Raw genomic sequence first — 20,954 nt, forward strand, 5'->3', positions numbered from 1 at the left:
GTCAGCGCGTCGCCGCCGGCACCGCGAGCGTGGTGACCGGCGCCTTTTCGCTCAACAAGGGCGCGATGATCTCGGCGTAATCGCGCGCGGTCAGCGCGTTGGCCTGCGCGTATCGCACGATCCCGGCCCGATCGATGATGTAGTTGGTCGGGATCGCGTTGCCGACCGCGACGTAGTCGCTACCGATGTGATCGACGAGCGGATAGTGCAGCACTTTGATCAAAGGGCGCAGTGCCGACAGCGGCGTCGGGTCCATCGCCAGGACGCCGAAAACCCGCAGGCCATATTGAGCGCCGTTGGCCTGGATCCGGTCGAGTTCCGGCATTTCGCGCTTACATGGCCCGCACCACGTTGCCCATAGATTGAGGATGACGACCTGCCCTCTCAGGTCGGCAAGCGACACCCGCTGGCCACCGGGCAGGCGCAACCGGAAATCGGGCGCGGGCTGACCCACCACGATCTTCCGCGCCGCCGCAGGTGTCGCGACGAGCGCCAATCCGGCCAGCGCCGCACCCCAAAACGTCCGAACTGCCATCGCCACATTTCCCCCGTCGCCACAATCGGCGGCGCGGGAACTGGCGTCAAGGCTACAGGACGAAGCGGCTGAGGTCGGTGTTGCGCGCGATGCTCGCGAGCTGCTTCTCGACATAGGCGGCGTCGACCAGCACCGTCTCGCCCTGACGATCCTCTGCCTCGAAGCTGACTTCCTCCAGCAGCTTCTCCATCACCGTCTGCAAGCGGCGCGCACCGATATTCTCGATCTCGCCGTTCACTTCCGCAGCGATGCGCGCGACCGCGCGGATGCCGTCTTCGGCGAACTCGACCCCGACGCCTTCGGTGCCGATCAGCGCGACGTACTGCTGGGTAAGCGATGCCTTGGTGTCGGACAGGATCGCGACGAAATCGTCCTCGGTCAGCGCCTTCAGCTCGACGCGGATCGGCAGGCGGCCCTGAAGCTCGGGCAGCAGGTCACTCGGCTTGGCTACGTGGAACGCGCCGCTCGCGATGAACAACACGTGGTCGGTCTTCATCGGCCCGTATTTGGTGGCGACGGTGGTGCCCTCGATCAGCGGGAGCAGGTCGCGCTGCACGCCTTCACGGCTGATCGAGCCGCCGCGCACGTCGGATACCGCAATCTTGTCGATCTCGTCGAGGAAGACGATGCCGTTCTCCTCCGCATCCGTCAGCGCGACGCGGTTCAATTCGTCCTGATCGAGCCGCTTGTCCGCCTCCTCCTCGACCAGCTTTTCCCATGCGGCAGGCACGGTCAGCTTGCGCCGTTTCAGTTGCTGGCCGCCGAACGCCTTGCCCATCATCTCGGACAGGTTGATCATCTGCGGCGCGCCGCCGGGCACTTCGAACGGCATCTGCGGCGCCTGTTCGAGTTCGATCTCGATCTCGGTGGTGTCGAGATGACCGTCACGGAAACGCTGGCGGAACGCCTCGCGCGTCGCTTCGCTCGCACCCTTGCCGGTGAGCGCATCGAGAAGACGCGCCATCGCCGCCTCCTCCGCCTTGTCCTTCACCGCGACGCGGCGGCGTTCCTTTTCAAGCCGGATCGCCTCCTCGACGAGATCGCGCGCGATCTGTTCGACGTCGCGGCCGACATAGCCGACCTCGGTGAACTTGGTCGCCTCAACCTTGATGAAGGGCGCATCGGCCAGCTTGGCGAGGCGGCGGCTGATCTCGGTCTTACCGCAACCGGTCGGCCCGATCATCAGGATGTTCTTCGGGGAAACCTCGTCGCGCAGATCGGCGCCGAGCCGCTGGCGCCGCCAGCGGTTGCGCAGCGCGACCGCCACCGCCTTCTTGGCGTCGGTCTGGCCGATGATGTGCGCGTCGAGCGCACGGACGATAGCTTTGGGAGTCAGGGCGTCGTTCATGGGGGTCTTTCGGATCAGGCGGCGGCGTCGGCGGCGTTGTCGATCGCTTCGACGGTCAGGCGTTCGTTGGTATAGACGCACACCTCGGCGGCGATTTTCATCGCCTTGCGGCAGATCGTTTCGGCATCGGCTTCATATTCGGCCAGCGCGCGCGCGGCGGCGAGCGCGTAATTGCCACCCGATCCGATCGCGGCGATGCCAGCCTCCGGCTCCAGCACGTCGCCGTTGCCGGTGAGGATCAGCGTCACGTCCTTGTCGGCAACGATCATCATCGCTTCGAGATTGCGGAGGTATTTGTCGGTCCGCCAGTCCTTGGCGAGTTCGACGGCTGCGCGCAGCAACTGGCCGTGATGCTGTTCCAGCTTGCGTTCCAGCCGCTCGAACAGGGTGAAGGCATCGGCGGTCGCGCCGGCGAACCCGCCGATCACCGAGCCATCGCCGAGCCGGCGGACCTTGCGGGCGTTGGGCTTCATCACGGTCTGGCCCTGCGTCACCTGACCGTCTCCGGCGACGACGACACGACCATTCTTGCGCACGGACAGGATCGTGGTGCCGTGCCACACCACTCGATGGGATTGTTCGCTCATGGCGGCGGATATGGGAGCGGTTTCCCGCCTCCGCAATCCGCCGCCGCGACGAAGCGGTTTAGTGGACCGCGTCGGTATGCTTGTCGGGCGTGCCGCCGACGGGAACGGTGGCCGGGCGGAAGGCATCGCGCTCCGCCGCAGAGACGGGGGCGGTGGGATCGGGCCGGAACGCCTCGGGCGCACGGGCACTGCCGTCGTTGTGCGGCTTGGTCGGCGCGAGATCGGGTGCGGCGTGTTCGTTGGCGGTGCGCGATGCCTTGGCGATGAGCCGGTCGAACGTGCCGAAGCGGAAGGCGGCAGCGAGACCGCCAAGCACCGCGACCGCACCGGCCGCGAGGCCGATCGTGGCGCTGGAGCGGGTCCGCTCCGGCTTGGGAGCGTTGGTCTTGCGCGCGGCGGGTTTCGGACTTTTCGACTTGGCGGCCATTGCGTCATGTCCTTTGTGGTGAAGACGTTAGCCTTCCAACGGGTAGAGCGGCCGGTCCGTTCCCCGCTCCGTGAGCGGCGGTTTGCCGGAACGTGCCGGTGTGGTAATGGTTAACGCAGGATCAGATGCCTGCCGGCACACGCGCGGGCAGCGTAGCCGAGGAGCTTTCGATGAAACGCTTGTCCCACCTGTCCATTGCCGCGATCGCCGCGGGTGTTGCCGTGTTCGGCGCGATGCCGGCGTCGGCGCAGAACTTCGGGCGCGACGATATCGTCGTCTATGGGCATCAGCCGATCCCCGAATATGTCGACTCGGTGTCGCAGCGGGTGAGCTACCGCGACCTGCACCTCGAATATCCCGAAGACCGCCGCGAGCTGCGCCGCCGGGTGAGCGTGACGGCGGAGGAACTGTGCGATTCGCTGGGGGATCGTGGTTATGGGTCGAGCTACGTGCCGTCCTGTACCGAGACCGCGAAGCGCGATGCGATGCGCCAGGTCCGCATTGTCGAGAGCCGGTATAATGAACGCCCGCGCTATTATGCCGACACCGCGCATGTCTGGCTGCCGGAGCGGCAATGGTCGGTGGAGGATGAGTACACCACGCGGCGGTGAGGAAGGAGCGAAGCTCCTTACGAATTAGAGCCGCGTGCGGCCGGCGGCGCCAAAGCGCCGTCCGACGACGCGGGGTTTACTCCCGCGTCGCGCGCCGCCGAAACGCCCCGCCCGCCCCGACGCGCGCCGGCCAATCTTCACCAACATCGCGCGTATACGGCCATGAGCTTTGCCGCCGCACGCGGGCGTGACCGCGCCCACGCCAGCCGTCCGCACCGACCCGCTCACCAGATGCCGCCGCGCTTGCGGACGCCCAGCACCTCTTCCCATGCGGCGATGGTGTCGAGGGTTTCGGGCGAGAGCGGCTGGACGTTACCGATCAACCGCGCATCGACCAGCGCCTGCCAATGCGCCCGCGCATCGCGATCCGCGCCGGTGTGGACGCCATCGATCTGACCGGGCCGCGACAGCGGGACCGACTGCGGGTGACGGGTGGCGGACATGGACGTGCCTTTCGTTTGTGGGAGGACGAAAGGGGTACGTGGGATAGGGGTTTGTAGGACAGATGATAACGCAAACTTAGACAAGCGATCGGCACTAACGATTCTAGTACCTACGCTTATCCATCGATCATTGTTGCCTGGACATTATTTTCAACCCGATCATGCTTCACACGACCTTGAGCAAAAAAACCATTTAATCGTTCCACGCGCCGATGAAGCGATAAGAAGACCTTTGCCGTTACCAAAACATTTTCCCTCGCCATGTGCTCTATATGGATGAAATCCACCGCCCCCAATGATCCGGAGAGATCCTCGGCAAGGCTACGAATCGCGTCTTGATAGTCCTGACTAAGGAAGGAATCAGGTGATGCTTTCAGAAGCTTAGCTTTTGCCATGAAGGAATAGAGATTTCGATAAGCCTTTCTGGCGGGCATCGGATCATTCGAGAAACGTGCAATTAGATTGATTAGGTCGTCAAAAGGCTTTTGCCTTGCCCGAACCTCAACATACCCCGGCGAGTGATATTGAATACCACTTACCCGCAACTGACTTTCCTGGTCGTTATCGTTTGCAATCTGCCCGTAAAAGCCAAGGTAGCTTCCTCCGCCCCTCCACGGTCTTAAAAACGCTTCCTGAAGCTTAAGTTTTTCATCAATAGACGTGTTATTATTGTAATATCTGTCTACTGTGTTAAAAATATAGTATACATCTTCAACTTGTCCATAAAAGCTAGAAAACTCTCCTAAGTTCCAACTTCCATCAATGTCAAATTTCTCAACAGCACTAGGCGCTGCGAGTGATACTGTTTTTATTGGTTCATGCGCCCGAGAAAATAGACCAGCCTCTGGAATAAAATCACGGATTAACTCCGCGTCGCGCTTGATACGAGTAAGCTTTATCTCTTCTTCATCATCAGACAACTCAAACTGATACCACGCTGAACGATGCGCGCGCAGCATTAGAAAACGAAGATCAAAATTTTCAGCTTGATATTGAACTAGCTGCCTAGGAGTTACCAAGGCCCCTAAGAATAGATCATTACCCAGCTTGTCAGTAGCCGCCACGGCAATTACAAATAATGTATTAGGGACACGCAGCAACAAAATCTGCGGGCCATCGTACCAAAGCAGAACTTGCTCTAGCGATGCAATGACTCTCGTCGCCATCAAACTAAATCCACTGCGACAACTGCGTCGAGAATGTTGAAATTTGCGTACCGCCAAAAATCGACGTGAATGCCTTTTTTTAAGACTCTTCCCTGCACCTGCGGGAATCTCTAATTGCACAGCGTACCTGTAACGAAGCTTTTTAAGCTTCCTCAACGTAGCCGGGTCGGTCGTCAGCGAACATGAAGACCAAGAGCATATGTTGGTTAAACTCCGAGGCATAACCTTTCCCAAAGCTGCATGCGATGCAAAACTTTGCTCCGTAGTAGGCCGGTCGTTCGTCAATCTATAGACACCACTCCAAGCGAATTCATTCGCCTCCAAGGGCGGGCATTGGTCTGGCAATTGTTCTGCAAACACGAACTGATCCGAAAAGTTAGCGCATGTGTCTTACTGAGTAGATCCTACTACGCAAGAAAGATCGCTGCGATCACCCCAACAACGGCGCCAAATACCGCCCGGTAAAGCTCGCCGCGACCTTCGCCACCTTCTCCGGCACGCCTTCCGCCACGATCTCGCCGCCCTTCACGCCGCCTTCCGGGCCGAGGTCGATCACCCAGTCGGCGGTCTTGATGACGTCGAGATTGTGTTCTATCACCACCACGGTGTTGCCCTGCTCGACCAGCGCGTGGAGCACTTCGAGCAGTTTGCGGACGTCCTCGAAATGCAGGCCGGTGGTCGGCTCGTCGAGGATGTAGAGCGTCTGGCCGGTGGCGCGGCGCGACAGTTCCTTGGCGAGTTTCACGCGCTGCGCTTCGCCGCCCGATAGCGTCGTCGCCTGCTGGCCGACCTTGACGTAGCCGAGACCCACTTCGGCCAGCATCGCCATCTTGTCGCGGATCGGCGGCACCGCCTTGAAGAACTCGACCGCATCCTCGACCGTCATGTCGAGCACGTCGGCGATGCTCAGCCCCTTGAACTTCACCTCCAGCGTCTCGCGGTTGTAGCGCTGGCCGTGGCAGACGTCGCACGTCACGTAGACGTCGGGGAGGAAGTGCATCTCGATCTTGAGCAGGCCGTCGCCCTGGCACGCCTCGCAGCGGCCGCCCTTGACGTTGAACGAGAACCGCCCGGCCTTGTAGCCGCGCGCCTGCGCCTCGGGCAGCCCGGCGAACCAGTCGCGGATCTGGGTGAAGGCGCCGGTGTAGGTGGCCGGGTTCGAGCGCGGGGTGCGGCCGATCGGCGACTGATCGATGTCGATCACCTTGTCGAGATATTGCAGGCCGCTGATCTTGTCGTGCTTGCCCTGCACGATGCGCGCGCCGTTGAGCGAGCGCGCGGCGGCGGCGTAGAGCGTGTCGATGGTGAAGCTCGACTTGCCCGAGCCGGATACGCCGGTGATGCAGGTGAAGGTGCCCAAGGGGATGCTCGCCGTCACGCCGCGCAGATTGTTGGCGGTGGCGTTGTGGACGGTGAGCTTCTTGCCGTTGCCCTTGCGGCGCTTGGCCGGGACCGGCACCTTGCGGCGGCCGGAGAGGTAATCGGCGGTGATGCTGCCCTCGGTGGCGAGCACTTCCTCGAAGGTGCCTTGCGCGATCACCGCGCCGCCGTGGACGCCCGCGCCCGGCCCCATGTCGATCACGTAATCGGCGGTGCGGATCGCATCCTCGTCATGTTCGACCACCAGCACGGTGTTGCCGAGATCGCGCAGACGGCGGAGCGTGGCGAGCAGCATGTCGTTGTCGCGCTGGTGCAGGCCGATCGAGGGTTCGTCGAGCACGTAGAGCACGCCCGACAGGCCGGAGCCGATCTGCGAGGCGAGGCGGATGCGCTGGCTCTCGCCGCCCGACAGCGTGCCGGAGGTGCGATCGAGGTTGAGGTAATCCAGCCCGACGTTGTTGAGGAAGCCAAGCCGCTCGAGGATTTCCTTGAGGATGCGTTCGGCGATTTCCTTCTGCTGGCCGGTCAATTCGTCGGGGATCTGCGTGAACCACGCGAGCGCATCGACCACCGAGAGGTGCGTGATCGACGAGATGTCGCGCATGCCGATCTTGACCGCGAGCGCCTCGGGCTTGAGGCGCGCTCCGCCGCACACTTCGCAGGGGGCGGAGGATTGATATTTGGACAGTTCCTCGCGCATCCACGCGCTTTCGGTGGAGAGCATGCGGCGGTTGAGGTTGCCGATCACGCCCTCGAACGGCTTCTTCACGTCGTAGCTCTTGCGCCCGTCGATAAAGGTGAGCGTGACGGGCTTGCCTTCGGTGCCGTGGAGGATGACGCGCTGCACCTCGGGCGGCAGTTCCTGCCACGCCGTGTCGAGGTTGAAATCGTATTCGCGTGCGAGGCTGCCGAGCACCTGCATGTAATAGGGCGACGGCGGGTTGGACTTGGCCCACGGCACGACCGCGCCCTTCTTGATCGACAGCGCGTGGTTGGGGACGACGAGGTCTTCGTCGAACAGCAGTTTCTCGCCAAGGCCGTCGCAGGCCGGGCACGCGCCCTGCGGGGCGTTGAACGAGAACAGGCGCGGCTCGATCTCGGCGATGGTGAAGCCGCTTACGGGACACGCGAACTTTTCCGAAAAGACGATGCGGTTGTCCGGGATGCCGGTGCCCTTCATCTTCTTGGTGGTCTTGCCCTTGGCGATCGTCTCCCCCTCGGCCTGGCCTTCGCTGACCGGCATCGGCGCGTTCCCGGCAAGGCCGGCGACGGTCGCATCGACGAGATCGACATAGGCCAGCCCCTCGGCAAGCTTCAGCGCGGTCTCGAAACTTTCGGCGAGGCGGGTGGCGCTGTCGGCGTTCACGACGAGGCGGTCGACCACCACCTCGATGTCATGCTTGAGCTTCTTATCGAGCGCCGGGGCTTCCTCGATCTCATGCAGTTCGCCGTCGATGCGGACGCGGGTGAAGCCGGCCTTCTGCCACTCCATCATCTCCTTCTTGTATTCGCCCTTGCGGCCCCGGATGACCGGCGCGAGCAGGTACAGCCGCGTGCCTTCGGGCAGCGCCATGACGCGGTCGACCATCTGCGACACCGTCTGCGCGGCGATCGGCAGGCCGGTGGCGGGCGAGTACGGGATACCGACGCGCGCCCACAGCAGGCGCATGTAATCGTAGATCTCGGTGACGGTCGCCACCGTCGAGCGCGGGTTGCGCGAGGTGGTCTTCTGCTCGATGCTGATCGCAGGCGACAGGCCCTCGATGTGATCGACATCGGGCTTCTGCATCATTTCGAGGAACTGGCGCGCATAGGCGCTCAAGGATTCGACGTAGCGGCGCTGCCCCTCGGCATAGATCGTGTCGAACGCGAGGCTCGATTTGCCGGAGCCGGACAGGCCGGTAATGACCGTCAGCGTATCGCGCGGAATATCGACCGAGACGTTCTTGAGGTTGTGCTCACGCGCGCCGCGTACGGAAATGGTGGTAAGGGCCATACCGATGGTTCTAGCTTTGTTCTGAAGGGGTTTCCAGAGCGGAGATAGGAACGGTTACCCCGCGCTGCGAGGGTGCATATTCGTTTCACCTTCGCCACAAAGCGATTATGGCGACAACCGCACAGCCCCCGCAACCCGCGCGCTGCCGATCGCAGCGATCGCGCCCAAGGATGTACTTCGACCATGATCGTGACGACGGTCCGCCGTATCGCCCCCGTACTGGGTGCGGCCTGGTTGCTCACCGGCGCAAGCGCCCACGCGCAGACGCGGCCCACCGACGCCGCCCCGCCCCCGACCGACACGCAGAAGCCGCCGACCGATACGCAGAAGCCGCCGACCGCAAAGCCGGCCGCGCTGTCGGCCCCCGTCGATATCGGCGCACCGGCACCCGCGCCGGAGGCGGCATCCGCAACCGACACGCAGGCGCCCGCCAACGCCGCGCCACCCGCCAACACACCGGCCGCGCGGCGTCGCTACACCCACGCGCTCCACCCGTATGACACGTCACCCAACGCACCGATCGGCGATACGCGCTATCAGGCGCCGCCGGGGCTGTTCGGCGACTGGCGCAAGACGCGCACGTACCTTGGCAAGCGCGGCATCGCGGTGTCGGCGCGCTATGCCTCGGAAAGCGCGTGGAACGTCACCGGCGGCGAACGTGAGAAGGTGACCGAGACCGGGCAGTTCGACGTCGGCGCCAAGTTTGATCTCGACACGATCGCCGGAATCGATGGCGGCACATTCCAGGCGACGGTAACGTGGCGGCGCGGGCGCAACCTGTCGGACGATGCCGGGCTCAACACGCTGCAACAGGTGCAGGAGGTCTATGGTCGCGGCCAGACCGTGCGCGTTACGGAGCTCTGGTACCAGCAGAAGCTCGGCGATCAGGTCGAGGTGAAGCTCGGCCGCACCAATCCGGGTGCGGACTTCGCGGTGTTCTCGTGCCACTTCATGAACCTGACCTTCTGCGGCGCGCAGCCGGGCAATCTGGTCGGCGATTACTGGACGAACTGGCCGATCGCGCAGTGGGCCGGCATCCTCCATGCGGATGTAGGGCATGGCGCCTATGTGCAGATCGGCGGTTATGTCGAAAACCCGAACGACCTGAAGAACAGCTTCTTCATCGCGCGGTTTCGCGGCGCGAACGGCGTGCTGATCCCGGTCGAGGCAGGCTGGACGCGTGGGTTGGATGGCGGCCATGTCGGCGCGTACAAGATCGGCGGCTGGTACTCTACGACCAAGGGCGACGACGTGCTGCTCGACATCGACCGCCGCCCGATCGTCATCACCGGCCTCGCACCGCTGCGACATTCCGGCCGCTACGGCGTGTTCGCCAGCATGCAGCAGCAGATCACCGGCATGTCCAAGGATGGCAAGGCGCTGACCGGACTCGGCGTGTTCGCGAATGTGACACAGGCCGACCGCGCCACCAGCGTGACCGACAACCAGGTCGCGCTGGGCGTGTTCTACAAGGGGTTGCTGCCGGGTGTGTCCGGCGACGTGCTGGGCGTCGCGGTCGGCCGCACCAACGTCAACGGGCGCGCGGCGCAGGCGGACACGCTGGTGCCCGGTACGCCGGTGCGCGACGCCGAATATGCCGCCGAACTCTATTATAGCATCACGCCGGTGCCGTGGCTGGAGCTGCAACCGAACGTGCAACTGATCCACCATCCCGGCGGCGTGAAGACGTTGAGCGATGTCGGCGTACTCGGCCTGAAGGCGGCGATCACGCTTTAAGAAAAGCCCCCGCGGCCGGCGGGGGCCAGTTCAGTCGCTGCTGCGTGCCGAGCCGCCGCTGGCTTCGGCGGACTGGCTGGTGGGCAGGCGCAGTACGCCGATCAACCCGCCGGTGATGGTGCCGAGGCCGAACGCCTCGATCTTGCCGATGACATGCTCGCTGATGACGCCCGCCACGATTGCGATCGTGAAGATCAGCGTCAGTGTCGCAAGCGTGGCGAGATAGGCGATAAGATGGTCGCGCTGGCGCATCGTCTCCCCTTCCCGCTCAACGGACCGGCAGCGGCTGCATCAGCGTCGCCGCATTAACGCCGCCCGCCGACAGGATCGCACCGCGCGTGCCCGGATGCACGCCGTTCCAGCCCGGCGCATCGGTGATGCGATAGGTGCTGGTCGCATCGGGCACGGTCGTCCACGCATCCGCGATCAGCAGTTGCGTCGCGCTGTTGCCGCCGATGCCGCGAGATTGCCCGGCGCCGGTACCCGACACGATCTGAAGCTCGGTACCGCGATACTGGCCGGGCGTCCACGCCTTGCCGGTATCGTTGAACGCATTGCCGGGATTGCTGCCCGAGGAGGTACCGCTCGCGTAGGTCTGCGTGGCGGGTGGCGAGAACCCGCCGTCGAGCGTCGGCACGCCCGCCGCGTTGACCTCCAGCCCGGCGCATGGATCGGCAACGCGCGCGGTGCCGGCATTGGCGACGCCCGCCACCTGCGCATTGGCCTGCGCGACGAAGCCGCCCGCGCCGGGATCACGCAGCCAGTCGTTGAAGAGGACGCGACCCGCTTCGTACACGTCCTTGCTCTGACCCGACAGGGTGAGGAACCCGTCGCTCGACGTCGGCGCCGGCAGGATGGTGGCGGCGATGAACACCTGCCCGGGTGCTGCACCGCGCGGCATCATGAACTGTCTGGCCGCCTGCAACCGCACCGCCTTCATCGCGGCAAGGGCCTGCGCGGGCGTGTAGCCGAGCGTCCCCAGGTCGTAGCTCAGATCGTTGCGGCCATAGGCCCATAGCACGTGCGTCGCATATCCCGACGCTTCCAGCCGCGACGCGAAGTTCCACGGCTGCACCGCATCGATCTCGCGCTCGCCCGGCAGGGCCAGCAGCATATGCGGATAGGCGGCGAACGCCCGCAGCGCCCAGCCGCCGGTGAAATACCCGTACCCCGCATCATCGCCCTTGGTGACGATGCTGTCGCCGGCGATCGCGATGGACGGCGCGACCGACCCGTCCGAGCAATAGCCCAGCACCGCCAGCGCGGACCAGCCGGCGGCGAATTGCGGCGCGGCGACGGTGACGTCGCCACCGGCATTGTCGAACGCGCGCTCCGCCGTGGAGTTCGCGGCCGAACCTTCGCCGCTGTCGGTGCCGAAGCCGCTGCTGCCGCCACGCAGCGACAGCGCGCTGAAGAACAACTGCCCGGCGGTCGCCACCGTAACCGAGGAGCGTTCGTAGAAGGTCGCCCCCGGCGCGATCGCGCCCGACACCGGATCGGACAGCAGCAGGTTGGGGAAGCCAAGTGCCGCCGACGACGGGCTCATCGTCGCGACCGCCTGACCGCCCCAGCGCACCGGCATGCGCGGTGCCGACTGGTCGGTCTTGGTGCCCGCGAACTCGATCGCGCTGTGCACCAGGATCGTGCCGGGATTTTGCCGTTCCTTGGGTGCGGACGGCGTGCCGCCCGTGCTGGTGGTGGCCCAGCCATAATTGCCGGCCAGCAGGCGAAGCCCCGATGCCATGCACCGCGCGAGGTTACGGTGCAGCACGCGCACGGTGTTGTACGGCCCGGCGGCGGCCAGCGTGACACCGATCCCGTACCATTGTTCGGCACCGGAGATGACCGAAAGCCGTGGCATACGAGTGGCGGCCGCGACCTTCGCCTGCAGCGCGAGCGCGCGCGCGGCGCGGTCCTGTTGCGCCTGGGCGGGCATGGCGGCGAGCAGCGAAGCGATCGCCGCGACGAGCGGGAAGCGGGCCGCCATTATTGTGCCACCACATAATTGAGCGTGCCCGATGCGACGGTGCACAGCAGGTAAACCTGCGTGTTGGCGATCGTCTCGTTCGTGATGATGCTGTTGACCGGGCCTGTGTAAGGCCCGCCGGTCGCGGCGTCGAAGATGGTCAGCGGCAGCTTGGTTGCGCCACCGTCGATGCTGTCGACCAGCTGGCAGGAATAGGCAGCATTGTTGGTCGTCCACAGCTTGAGACCGTCATCGCGGCCGAGTTGCGGCGTTAGCGGGCCGATCACCGCCGAACCGTTGGCGAAGCCGGCCGCGCCCGAGCTTGGGGTGACGGCGCCGCTGGTGACGGTGCCGGCCAGCGGCGTCGAGATCGCGGCGGCGAGCGGCCCCTGCGTGATCGGCCACGGCGCGACCGGGCTGACGGGGACGCAGCTGCCGTCGCTCTGCCGGACGCACGGCGCCTGCATCGGCGCAAAGCCACCAGGCGCCTGCACCGAGGACGCCTTCTGCGCATGAGCTGGCGCACCGGACAGCGGAAGCGCGAGCGCACCGGACACGGCAAGGAGATATCTCATCATATCGAAGTCCTTCTGGCTGTGAGCGCCGCTCGCTACCGGCACAGACACGCTGTAGGACAGAGTTTTTACCGATTTGGTTATAAATGCGGCTCGGCCAGGCGCACGTGCGCTGTCCTATAATGAGAAGGAGGGGCGTGGTTTAGGAGCGGATTAACCATGCGACGCTACGCGAGACCACGCACCGCCTCATCCACGCGCTTGGTGGAGCCGATCGGAAAGACCTTGATGGCCGTTGAACGCACGCTCCCCCGCCCCGCGACCTTACCACCCGCGCTGCCGGGCGCGACGACGCTCGATCCTGCCGACTGGCCGAGCTTGCGCGCGCAGGCGCACCGCATGCTCGACGATATGCTCGATCACCTTCAGACACTCGATGCACAACCGGTCTGGCAAGCTCCGCCACCCGCCGCCCACGCGGCGATGGCCGGGCCGTTGCCACTCGCTCCGACAGATCTCGTCGACACGCAGGCGATCTTCCGCGAGACGATCCTGCCGTATGCCAGTGGCAACCTCCATTCCGGCTTCATGGGCTGGGTGCAGGGCGCGGGCACGCCGGTGGGCATGTTGGCCGAGATGCTGGCGGGCGGGCTCAATGCCAATTGCGGCGGGCGCGATCATATGGGGATCGCGGTCGAACGCCAGATCGTCGCCTGGATGCGCGAGGTGTTCGGCTTCCCGGCGAGCGCCGAAGGCCTGTTCCTGACCGGCACGTCGCAAGCCAATTTCGTCGCGTTGCTGATCGCGCGCACCCGCGCCTGCCGCGCGGTCCGCAGCGGCGGCGTGGCGGCGGCACCGCGCCTGCTCGCTTATGCCTCAACCGCGGTACACGGCTGCGTGCCGCGCGCGCTGGAGATGGCCGGGCTCGGCAGTGACGCGCTGCGGCGGATCGCGACCGACGCGCGCGGCGCGATCGACGTGGCCGCACTCGCCCGCCAGATCCGCGCCGATCGCGCCGCCGGTTTCCAGCCGTTCCTGCTGGTCGGCACCGCCGGCAGCGTCGATATCGGCGCGATCGACGATCTTCATGCGCTCGCCGATCTCGCCGCGCGCGAGGCGGTGCACTTCCACGTCGACGGTGCGCTCGGCGCACTCGGCATGCTGTCGGATGCGATCGCGCCGCTGCTCGCCGGCATCGAACGCGCCGACAGCATCGCGTTCGATTTTCACAAATGGGGGCATGTTCCCTACGACGCCGGTTTCCTGCTGGTGCGCGACGGCGCGTGGCAGCACGACACGTTCGCGGCGGAGGCAAGCTATCTCACCCGCGCGGAAACCGGCCTGGCCGCGGGCGCGCGCTGGCCGTGCGACCTTGGCCCCGATCTGTCGCGCGGGTTTCGGGCGCTGAAAACGTGGTTCACGCTGAAGACCTATGGGCTGAAGGCACTCGGCACGGCGATCGACGCGAATTGCCAGCTTGCGCGGACGCTGGCGGCACAAGTCGAGGACCATCCCGATCTCGTGCTACGCGCGCCGGTCGCGCTCAACATCGTGTGCTTCGGCTTCGCGCGGCGCGGGGTGGAAGATGGCGACCGCAACCGCCGCATCGTCGAGCGGCTCCACGCCGCCGGGCGCGTCGCGCCCTCGATCACGCTGCTCGACGGCGTTCCCGCCATCCGCGCCGCGTTCGTCAACCATCGCACCACGACCCGCGATGTCGATGCGCTGATCGAGGGTGTGCTCGCCTTCGGCCATGCCGACCGCGCCTAAGGACTATCTATGACCGACTCCGACATTCTCGGCCTGCACCGCATCCTGCCGATGGCGTTCGAGCGGCAGGACATGACCGCGCTGTGGGCCGACCGCGCCGCTCGTGTCGCGGCGGACGCCGGCGATGCGGCGGCGATGATGGACCTGTCGATGATCCTGCAAGCCCATGCCCGCACCGACGAGGCACTGGCGATGATGGCGGAGGCGCTGAAAATCCGTCGCGACTACCGCGTCGTCCACGGCGACGGCAGCGGCATCCGCCTGCTCGCCTTCGTCACGCCGGGCGATTTCATGGCGAACACGCCGGTCGATTGCCTGCTGAACGGATCGGATGCGGTGCTGTGGCTGCACTATGTCGATGCCGATACCGCCGACCTCGACGATCTGCCCGAACATGACGTCGCGCTGCTCGCAATCGGCGAGGCGACCGCGCACCGGCCGGTCCTAGCGCGGATGGCGGCGTTGCTGCCCGGGCTGCCTGGTCCCGTCCTCAATGCCGACCCTCACACAATCGCCAGCCTCACCCGCGACGGCGTGAGCGCGATGTTCGCGGACGAGACCGCGCTGCTGGTGCCGCGCACGCACCATGTCGGTCGCGCCGCACTCGCCGCGGTTGCGACGGGCACCGTGACGCTCGAAGCAACAGTTGCCGGCTTGTCGTTTCCGATCATCATCCGTCCGCTCGGAACGCACGCCGGCGGCGGTCTCGACCGGGCGGACGACGCGGGCGAGCTTGCCACCTACCTGGCGTCATACCCGGACGATGCCTTCTTCCTTGCGCCGTTCGTGGACTATCGCGGCGCCGACGGGCTGTTCGGCAAGCAGCGTATCGTGCTGATCGGCGGCAAGCCGTATCCCAGCCATCTCGCCTTGTCCGACCACTGGATCGTGCATTATTTCGGTTCAGGCATGGCCGAGAACCCGGCGAAACGCGCGATCGAGGCAGCGTGGATGGCCAATTTCGACACCGACTTCGCAGCGCGCCACGCCGACGCCTTTGCGGCGCTCAACCGTCACATCGGGCTCGACTATTTCGGGATCGACTGCGCGGAACTGCCGGACGGGCGACTGCTGGTGTTCGAGGTCGACGTTGCGATGATCGTACACGACCTCGATGACGTCGCGACCTTCCCTTACAAGAAACCGACAATGCAGCGGCTGTTCGACGCGTTCGTCGCGATGGGGCGGGCACGCCTACCGGCGCTGGCGGACGCAGCCTAGCCGGAGACGTCGATCGTCGCGTGGAGCCCTGTGCCATTGCTGACCACGGAGACGTGCGCGCCATAAGCCAGCGCGGCGGTGATCTGCTGGACGACCTGCCGGACGACGTGCGTGTTGGTGCCGCTCGATGCAGCCTCGAACCGGTCGTCACGGATCGCATCCGGCAAGGCGGCGCGTTGGGCCGGTGTCGAGCGGGCCGGCTGGCTCGATGCGAGCGCTGCCGACGTGGACGTTGCCGTATCCGGTGCGGGCCGCTGGATACGCGGCAGGCTCAGTTCCGGTGCTGATACCCCTGTGATGGCTGACATGGACACGACCCCTCCCATGCCAGTCAACACCACCATCCCTTAATCGCCGCTATCCACGCGTGGTTGATACCGCCGAAACCACCTTAATCCGCAACCGGACCATGATCCGCCGGGGCCGGGCGCCGCGCCAGCCAAACCACCCCGATCAGCACGATCGAGATCCACCCGCACAGCCAGAAGATTTCAAGCGAGGCGAGCAGATACGCCTGCCCGACGATCTGCCGCATCACCGCGCCGACCGCCTGCCCCGGGCTCGCGCCCAGCGTCTGAAGCTGGTCGAGCGTCTGCCGGTAGACCGGCGACCAGTTGCTGCCAGCCTCGGCCAGCCGGCTCTGGTGAAGCGCCTCGCGCCGATCCCAGAAGGTGGTGGTGAGCGAGGCCGCGAAGCTGCCGGCGGTGATGCGCGCGAAGTTGGAGATGCCCGAGGCCGAGGGCACCTTCTCCGCCGGGATCCCGTCGAGCAGGATGGTGATGAGCGGCACGAAGAACGCCGCCATCGCCACGCCTTGCAGGAAAAGCGGCGTCGCGAGCACGAGGAAGCTCGCGTCCGGCGTATACCAGGAGCGCATGAAGAACGAAGCCGCGTAGCAGACGAACGAGAAGGACGCGATCCAGCGCACGTCGATCCTGAGCCGCTGGATGATCGGCGTCATCACCACCGCCATGATCCCGGCCGGCGCGGCGACCAGCCCCGCCCATGTCGCGGTATACCCCATCTGCTCCTGAAGCCACAGCGGCAGCAGCAGATTATTGGCGAACAGCACCGCATAGCCGAGGCAGATCGCCAGCGTGCCCAGCGCGAAATTGCGCCGCTTGAACAAGGACAGGTCGACGGCGGGCTGGCCGTCGGTCATCTCCCAGATCACCCAGGCGACGAAGCCGACCACCGCGCACACCGTCAGCACGACGATGATCGGGTTGTTGAACCAGTCGCGATCCTTGCCGAGATCGAGCATGGTCTGGAGGCTGAACACCCAGAAGGCGAGCAGCATCAGACCGACCGTATCGATCCGCACCTTGCGGGTCGGCGTCTCGCGCGACTTGAGCGACTGCCAGGAGATGAACCCCGCCGCCAGACCGATCGGCACGTTGATGAGGAAGATCCAGCTCCAGTGATAATTGTCGGAGATGTAGCCGCCGAGCACCGGGCCGAACACCGGCGCGGCCAGCGTCGTCATCGACCAGATGCTGAGCGCGGTGCCGCGTTTGTGGGGCGGGAAGATCGCGATCAGCAAAGCCTGGCTGCCGGGGATCATCGGCCCGGATACACCCCCCTGGAGGATGCGGAAGAAGATCAGCGAGGGCAGATCCCACGCGAGCCCGCACAGCAACGATGCGACCGTGAAGGCGAAGACTGATACGGTGAAGGTCTTCACCACGCCGAAGCGCTGCATGAACCAGCCGGTCAGCGGCACCGTCACCCCGTTCGCGACCGCGAACGAGGTGATGACCCAGGTGCCGTTGTCCGAACTGACGCCCAGACTGCCCGCGATCGTCGGCAGCGAGACGTTGGCGATCGTGCCGTCGAGCACCTGCATAAAGGTGCCGAGCGCCAACGCGACCGCCGTCACCGCAAGCGCGATCCCCGCGAGGGGCGGCGGCCCGGCGGCTGCCTGCGGCTGGCTGCTCACCGGGTGCGGCCCAGGTTCTGGTTGATGATCTGGCGGATGCGCGCATCGATCGCCGGACCACCGTCGAGGCTCATTTGCGTGCCACCGGCGGGCGGCGCGGCAGCGGCGACGAGCGGCTTGGACTGATCGGCGGTGTCGACCGTCACGCTCGCCGACAGTCCGACGCGTAAGGGGTGCTGGCGCAGCTCGGCCGGGTCGAGCGCGATGCGGACGGGCACGCGCTGCACGATCTTGATCCAGTTGCCCGACGCGTTCTGCGCCGGCAGCAGCGAGAACGCGCTACCGCTGCCCGCGCCAAGACCCAGCACCTTTCCGTGGAACACGAGCTTGCCGCCATAGACGTCAGCGGTGATCTTCGCCGGCTGGCCGACGCGAATCTGCTCGAGCTGCGTCTCGCGGAAGTTCGCGTCCACCCACAAGCTGTCGAGCGGCACCACCGCCATCAGCGGCGTACCCGGCGCGATACGCTGGCCGAGCTGGACGGTGCGCTGCGCCACCACGCCATTCATCGGCGCGACGATGTGCATGTGGCTGGAGTTGATCGCCGCCTGTTTCACGTTGGCGATCGCCGACAGCACGCGCGGGTTGGTGTAGATGCTGGTGCCGGCGACGGCACTCGCCGCCTGCGCGCGCTTGGCGAGCGCGAGGTTGAGCGCGGCGTTGGCGGTCGTCACCGCGTCGGCGGCGTGGCTCACCTCCTCGCCCGAGACGGCACCATCGGCCGCCGCGCCCCGGCGGCGCGACAGATCGCTGCGCGCCTTGGCAAGATCGGCGCGCGCCTGCGCGATCTCCGCACCCGCCTCGTCGACGGATGCCGTGTCGGAGCGCACCGCCCGCACCGCCTGGCCAAGCGCCGCCTCCGCCGCTTGCAACGACACGTCCGTGGTGGCCGGATCGAGATCGATCAGCGGCTGGCCGCGCTTCACCGCTTGCGTATTGTCGGCGTGGATCGCCAGGACAGTGCCGCCGTCGCGCGCGGTCACGCTCACCACGTTGCCGCCGACATAGGCATCGTCGGTCTCCTCGGTCGGCGGCGCGGTGAACACGTGGATCGCATAGACGATCGCGGCGATCAGCAGGATCACGCCGAGGATCATGAAGGCGATGCGCCGCGCGCGCGGTTTGCCGGGCGGTGGTGCTGGCGGAGACGGCGGCGGCGCGGGCGCGGCGGCGGCTGCGACGGGCGCGTCGTCATACGCCTCCGCGCGCAGATCACGGTCACGGTCGATGCGGATGGAGTCTTCGGTCATAGTCCCGCGTCCCTGGTGTTTGCTGCCATCGTCGTGCGGGCGTCGAAGCCCCCGCCGAGCGCGGCGATGAGTTTGATTCGTTGGCCGATCGCATTGGCCTGCGCGTCGATACGCTGCTGCTCGGCTTCGAGCAGGCGGAACCCGGAATCGACTGCATCGAGCCGTGAACCGAGCCCCGTCGAGGTTCGCACCGCATCGAGCCGCACGGTCTCGCGCAGGCCCCCGACGACCCTGTCCTGCTGCACCAGCGCGGCATCGGCCGCGCGCACGTTGGTGATCGCATCGGCGGTATCGCGCACCGCCACGACGACGCTGGAATTGTAGCTCGCCACCGCGCGGTCGAGATCGGCGGTCGCGCCGCGATATTGCGCGCGCAGCCGCCCACCCTCGAAGATCGGCAGGTGCAGCGCCGCGCCGCCCGCGACCTGCCCCGACCCGCTCGCGAAGAACGAGCCGAGCCCGAGCGAGGCGAGTCCCGCCAGCGCGGAAATGTTGACGTTGGGCAGGAAATCCGTGGCGGCGACGTGCTGTCCGGCAACCGCCGCGTCGATGCGCGCCTGACCCGCAAGCAGATCGGGTCGCCGGCCGAGCAGGTCGGCCGGCAGCACCGCCGGCACTTGCGGCGGGTGATCGAGCGACAGCGTCGGCGTGGCGATCTGCGGATAGAAGTCCGCGCCACGCCCGACCAGCGCGGCGAGCGCATGGATCGCCAGCTCACGCTGCTGGCTGCTGCGCACCTTGGCCTGCTGCGCTTCGGCCAGCAACGTCTCGGCGGTGCGCGCCTCGAACTGCGTGGCAAGCTGGTGCCGGATGCGCGACTGGACGTAGCCGACCGCCTGCTGGCGCGTCGTCACGAACCGATCCGCAATCTCGATCTGGCGATCGGCCTGAACGAGGCCGGCATAGCTCTGCGCGACCGCGGTCGATATCATCAGCCGTGCGGCGGCGGCATCGAGTTCGGCGGCACGCTCGCTCGATCGCGCCTGCGCGACCAGCGTGCGTTGGCGGCCGAACAGGTCGAGATCCCAGGCGAGATTGGCCTGGAGCGACGGCACCGAATAGACGTGCCCGCCATAAGGCGGCGGGATGATGTAATGTTCGCTGAACCGCTCGACCTGCAACCCCGTGTCCGCACTGAGCTGCGGCAACTGGCCGGCATGTTGCACCTCGACCGAGGCCTGCGCCGCGCGCACGCGCGCGATCGCGCCGGCGAGGTCGGGATTGTCGGTCAGCGCGAGATCGACCAGTCGGCCGAGTTGCGCATCGCCGAATGCATCCCACCAGCGATCCGACACCACCGCCGTTCCGGCGAGGCCAAGCGCGGCAGGTTTCAGCTGCGTGACCTGCGGCGCATCGTGCGGCACGCTCGCGCAGCCGGCAAGCAACAGCGCCGTGGCGGCAACGATCCCCCGCCTCATCATCGGCTTCATCATGATATCGCTTCCCCTGCGAAGACCGCGCTTTCCTTGCCGAGCATCCGCTCCGCCACCACCAGCAGCCGCGCCAGCATCGCCGAGAACTGCTCGACCTCCGTATCGCTGAAATCGGCGACCAGTTCGTTCCAGCCCGCCACCACGATCGGCGCGAGCGTCTGGACCAACGCGTCACCACCATCGGTGACTTTCAGGCCGACGAGGCGCCGGTCCCCGGCGCTGCGATCGCGCGCCATCAACCCGCGCTCCTCCAGCGTGTCGATCAGGCGGGTGGTGGCACCCGACGTGATGTTCAGCTCCCGCGCCAGTTCGCCCGGGTTCGACACCGCAGCATCCCGCACCACCTTCAGCGCGATCCACTGCGTCACCGTCACGTCCTCCGCCGCGAACCGCCGTTCGAGCAGCGTCTTCACGTCTTGTTCGAGCCGCCGCAGCATCCGCCCTGGCGAACGCTGCGTCGCGCAATCCTCGATGCTGAGTCGTGCCAAGATGCTGCCTCCGAAATATCTGCACGTGCAGATAGTGCGCATGCACGTGGATGCAAGCTGATTTTTGGCGGCCGTTACGGGAAGGCGGTTTACCACGCCACCAAGCGGCAGCTCGCCTTGGTCGTCACCGGCTTTATCGCTA

The 20,954-nt window shown here is 65.9% G+C and carries 19 protein-coding genes; 4 read left to right on the forward strand and 15 right to left on the reverse strand.

Going from position 1 to position 20,954, the window contains the following annotated elements:
* Position 1 precedes the first annotated feature (1 nt).
* The 4 genes from L8F97_RS05985 to L8F97_RS06000 form a co-directional block, all read right to left on the reverse strand.
* Positions 2-496: a TlpA family protein disulfide reductase gene (locus L8F97_RS05985; RefSeq protein ID WP_242147531.1), complete on the reverse strand. Its 495-nt coding sequence runs from the start codon at positions 494-496 to the stop codon at positions 2-4.
* A 91-nt stretch (positions 497-587) separates the two neighbouring features.
* Positions 588-1,883, reverse strand: coding sequence for an ATP-dependent protease ATPase subunit HslU (hslU, locus tag L8F97_RS05990; protein ID WP_242147533.1), 1,296 nt, complete (start codon positions 1,881-1,883; stop codon positions 588-590).
* 14 nt (positions 1,884-1,897) lie between these two features.
* Positions 1,898-2,470: an ATP-dependent protease subunit HslV gene (gene hslV / locus L8F97_RS05995; RefSeq protein WP_242147535.1), complete on the reverse strand. Its 573-nt coding sequence runs from the start codon at positions 2,468-2,470 to the stop codon at positions 1,898-1,900.
* A 58-nt stretch (positions 2,471-2,528) separates the two neighbouring features.
* Positions 2,529-2,897 carry a hypothetical protein gene (locus tag L8F97_RS06000; RefSeq protein WP_242147536.1) on the reverse strand — a complete coding sequence of 123 codons (369 nt, stop codon included), beginning with the start codon at positions 2,895-2,897 and terminating at the stop codon, positions 2,529-2,531.
* 170 nt (positions 2,898-3,067) lie between these two features.
* Between L8F97_RS06000 and L8F97_RS06005 the strand changes: the two genes are divergently transcribed.
* Positions 3,068-3,508: a UrcA family protein gene (locus L8F97_RS06005; RefSeq protein WP_242147538.1), complete on the forward strand. Its 441-nt coding sequence runs from the start codon at positions 3,068-3,070 to the stop codon at positions 3,506-3,508.
* A 224-nt stretch (positions 3,509-3,732) separates the two neighbouring features.
* Here the strand turns inward: L8F97_RS06005 and L8F97_RS06010 are convergent, their stop codons facing one another.
* From L8F97_RS06010 to uvrA, 3 genes are all read right to left on the reverse strand, one after another.
* A complete protein-coding gene (locus L8F97_RS06010) occupies positions 3,733-3,951 on the reverse strand; it encodes a hypothetical protein (protein ID WP_242147540.1) in 219 nt (72 codons plus the stop codon).
* A 116-nt stretch (positions 3,952-4,067) separates the two neighbouring features.
* Positions 4,068-5,117 (reverse strand): hypothetical protein, encoded by a 1,050-nt coding sequence (locus L8F97_RS06015; RefSeq protein ID WP_242147542.1) that lies wholly within the window; start codon positions 5,115-5,117, stop codon positions 4,068-4,070.
* A gap of 430 nt (positions 5,118-5,547) precedes the next feature.
* Positions 5,548-8,493 (reverse strand): excinuclease ABC subunit UvrA, encoded by a 2,946-nt coding sequence (uvrA, locus tag L8F97_RS06020; protein WP_242147544.1) that lies wholly within the window; start codon positions 8,491-8,493, stop codon positions 5,548-5,550.
* 183 nt (positions 8,494-8,676) lie between these two features.
* On the opposite strand from uvrA, the gene L8F97_RS06025 reads away from it, so the two are divergent.
* Positions 8,677-10,230 (forward strand): carbohydrate porin, encoded by a 1,554-nt coding sequence (locus L8F97_RS06025; RefSeq protein ID WP_242147545.1) that lies wholly within the window; start codon positions 8,677-8,679, stop codon positions 10,228-10,230.
* Positions 10,231-10,260: 30 nt separating this feature from the next.
* Here L8F97_RS06025 and L8F97_RS06030 read toward each other — a convergent pair whose 3' ends face one another.
* Genes L8F97_RS06030 through L8F97_RS06040 form a run of 3 tightly spaced genes read right to left on the reverse strand, consistent with a single transcriptional unit; the run spans position 10,261 to position 12,774 of the window.
* Positions 10,261-10,482 (reverse strand): hypothetical protein, encoded by a 222-nt coding sequence (locus tag L8F97_RS06030; RefSeq protein ID WP_242147547.1) that lies wholly within the window; start codon positions 10,480-10,482, stop codon positions 10,261-10,263.
* A 16-nt stretch (positions 10,483-10,498) separates the two neighbouring features.
* Positions 10,499-12,217: a hypothetical protein gene (locus L8F97_RS06035; RefSeq protein ID WP_242147549.1), complete on the reverse strand. Its 1,719-nt coding sequence runs from the start codon at positions 12,215-12,217 to the stop codon at positions 10,499-10,501.
* Positions 12,217-12,774, reverse strand: a complete 558-nt coding sequence (locus L8F97_RS06040) for a hypothetical protein (RefSeq protein ID WP_242147550.1) — start codon at positions 12,772-12,774, stop codon at positions 12,217-12,219. Before L8F97_RS06040 ends, L8F97_RS06035 begins: the two co-directional genes overlap by 1 nt.
* 225 nt (positions 12,775-12,999) lie before the next feature.
* Here L8F97_RS06040 and L8F97_RS06045 point away from each other — a divergent pair, with 225 nt between their 5' ends.
* Together L8F97_RS06045 and L8F97_RS06050 are read left to right on the forward strand one after the other, a co-directional pair.
* Positions 13,000-14,481: a pyridoxal phosphate-dependent decarboxylase family protein gene (locus L8F97_RS06045; RefSeq protein ID WP_242147552.1), complete on the forward strand. Its 1,482-nt coding sequence runs from the start codon at positions 13,000-13,002 to the stop codon at positions 14,479-14,481.
* Positions 14,482-14,490: 9 nt separating this feature from the next.
* On the forward strand, positions 14,491-15,702 hold the full coding sequence (locus L8F97_RS06050) for a RimK family alpha-L-glutamate ligase (RefSeq protein ID WP_242147554.1): 1,212 nt from the start codon (positions 14,491-14,493) through the stop codon (positions 15,700-15,702).
* Here L8F97_RS06050 and L8F97_RS06055 read toward each other — a convergent pair.
* From L8F97_RS06055 to L8F97_RS06075, 5 genes are all read right to left on the reverse strand, one after another.
* Complete coding sequence (locus tag L8F97_RS06055) at positions 15,699-16,010, reverse strand: hypothetical protein (protein WP_242147557.1); 312 nt, start codon at positions 16,008-16,010, stop codon at positions 15,699-15,701. The two genes, L8F97_RS06050 and L8F97_RS06055, sit on opposite strands and share 4 nt — an antisense overlap.
* Positions 16,011-16,093: 83 nt before the next feature.
* On the reverse strand, positions 16,094-17,641 hold the full coding sequence (locus L8F97_RS06060; RefSeq protein WP_313931909.1) for a DHA2 family efflux MFS transporter permease subunit: 1,548 nt from the start codon (positions 17,639-17,641) through the stop codon (positions 16,094-16,096).
* A complete protein-coding gene (locus tag L8F97_RS06065; protein ID WP_409929010.1) occupies positions 17,638-18,891 on the reverse strand; it encodes an efflux RND transporter periplasmic adaptor subunit in 1,254 nt (417 codons plus the stop codon). Before L8F97_RS06065 ends, L8F97_RS06060 begins: the two co-directional genes overlap by 4 nt.
* A complete protein-coding gene (locus L8F97_RS06070; RefSeq protein ID WP_242147559.1) occupies positions 18,888-20,324 on the reverse strand; it encodes an efflux transporter outer membrane subunit in 1,437 nt (478 codons plus the stop codon). Before L8F97_RS06070 ends, L8F97_RS06065 begins: the two co-directional genes overlap by 4 nt.
* Positions 20,321-20,812 carry a MarR family winged helix-turn-helix transcriptional regulator gene (locus L8F97_RS06075; RefSeq protein ID WP_242147561.1) on the reverse strand — a complete coding sequence of 164 codons (492 nt, stop codon included), beginning with the start codon at positions 20,810-20,812 and terminating at the stop codon, positions 20,321-20,323. The genes L8F97_RS06070 and L8F97_RS06075 overlap by 4 nt, the downstream gene beginning before the upstream one ends.
* Positions 20,813-20,954 lie beyond the last annotated feature (142 nt).

Source organism: Sphingomonas sp. BAUL-RG-20F-R05-02 (genome assembly GCF_022662305.1).
Classification (GTDB): Bacteria; Pseudomonadota; Alphaproteobacteria; order Sphingomonadales; family Sphingomonadaceae; genus Sphingomonas.

Coding starts and splice junctions, on each gene's coding strand:
- hslU (WP_242147533.1), bottom strand. CDS start 1,883: ATGAACGACGCCCTGACTCCCAAAGCTATCGTCCGTGCGCTCGACGCG.
- hslV (WP_242147535.1), bottom strand. CDS start 2,470: ATGAGCGAACAATCCCATCGAGTGGTGTGGCACGGCACCACGATCCTG.
- L8F97_RS06000 (WP_242147536.1), bottom strand. CDS start 2,897: ATGGCCGCCAAGTCGAAAAGTCCGAAACCCGCCGCGCGCAAGACCAAC.
- L8F97_RS06005 (WP_242147538.1), top strand. CDS start 3,068: ATGAAACGCTTGTCCCACCTGTCCATTGCCGCGATCGCCGCGGGTGTT.
- L8F97_RS06010 (WP_242147540.1), bottom strand. CDS start 3,951: ATGTCCGCCACCCGTCACCCGCAGTCGGTCCCGCTGTCGCGGCCCGGT.
- L8F97_RS06015 (WP_242147542.1), bottom strand. CDS start 5,117: ATGGCGACGAGAGTCATTGCATCGCTAGAGCAAGTTCTGCTTTGGTAC.
- uvrA (WP_242147544.1), bottom strand. CDS start 8,493: ATGGCCCTTACCACCATTTCCGTACGCGGCGCGCGTGAGCACAACCTC.
- L8F97_RS06025 (WP_242147545.1), top strand. CDS start 8,677: ATGATCGTGACGACGGTCCGCCGTATCGCCCCCGTACTGGGTGCGGCC.
- L8F97_RS06030 (WP_242147547.1), bottom strand. CDS start 10,482: ATGCGCCAGCGCGACCATCTTATCGCCTATCTCGCCACGCTTGCGACA.
- L8F97_RS06035 (WP_242147549.1), bottom strand. CDS start 12,217: ATGGCGGCCCGCTTCCCGCTCGTCGCGGCGATCGCTTCGCTGCTCGCC.
- L8F97_RS06040 (WP_242147550.1), bottom strand. CDS start 12,774: ATGATGAGATATCTCCTTGCCGTGTCCGGTGCGCTCGCGCTTCCGCTG.
- L8F97_RS06045 (WP_242147552.1), top strand. CDS start 13,000: ATGGCCGTTGAACGCACGCTCCCCCGCCCCGCGACCTTACCACCCGCG.
- L8F97_RS06050 (WP_242147554.1), top strand. CDS start 14,491: ATGACCGACTCCGACATTCTCGGCCTGCACCGCATCCTGCCGATGGCG.
- L8F97_RS06055 (WP_242147557.1), bottom strand. CDS start 16,010: ATGTCAGCCATCACAGGGGTATCAGCACCGGAACTGAGCCTGCCGCGT.
- L8F97_RS06065 (WP_409929010.1), bottom strand. CDS start 18,891: ATGACCGAAGACTCCATCCGCATCGACCGTGACCGTGATCTGCGCGCG.
- L8F97_RS06070 (WP_242147559.1), bottom strand. CDS start 20,324: ATGATGAAGCCGATGATGAGGCGGGGGATCGTTGCCGCCACGGCGCTG.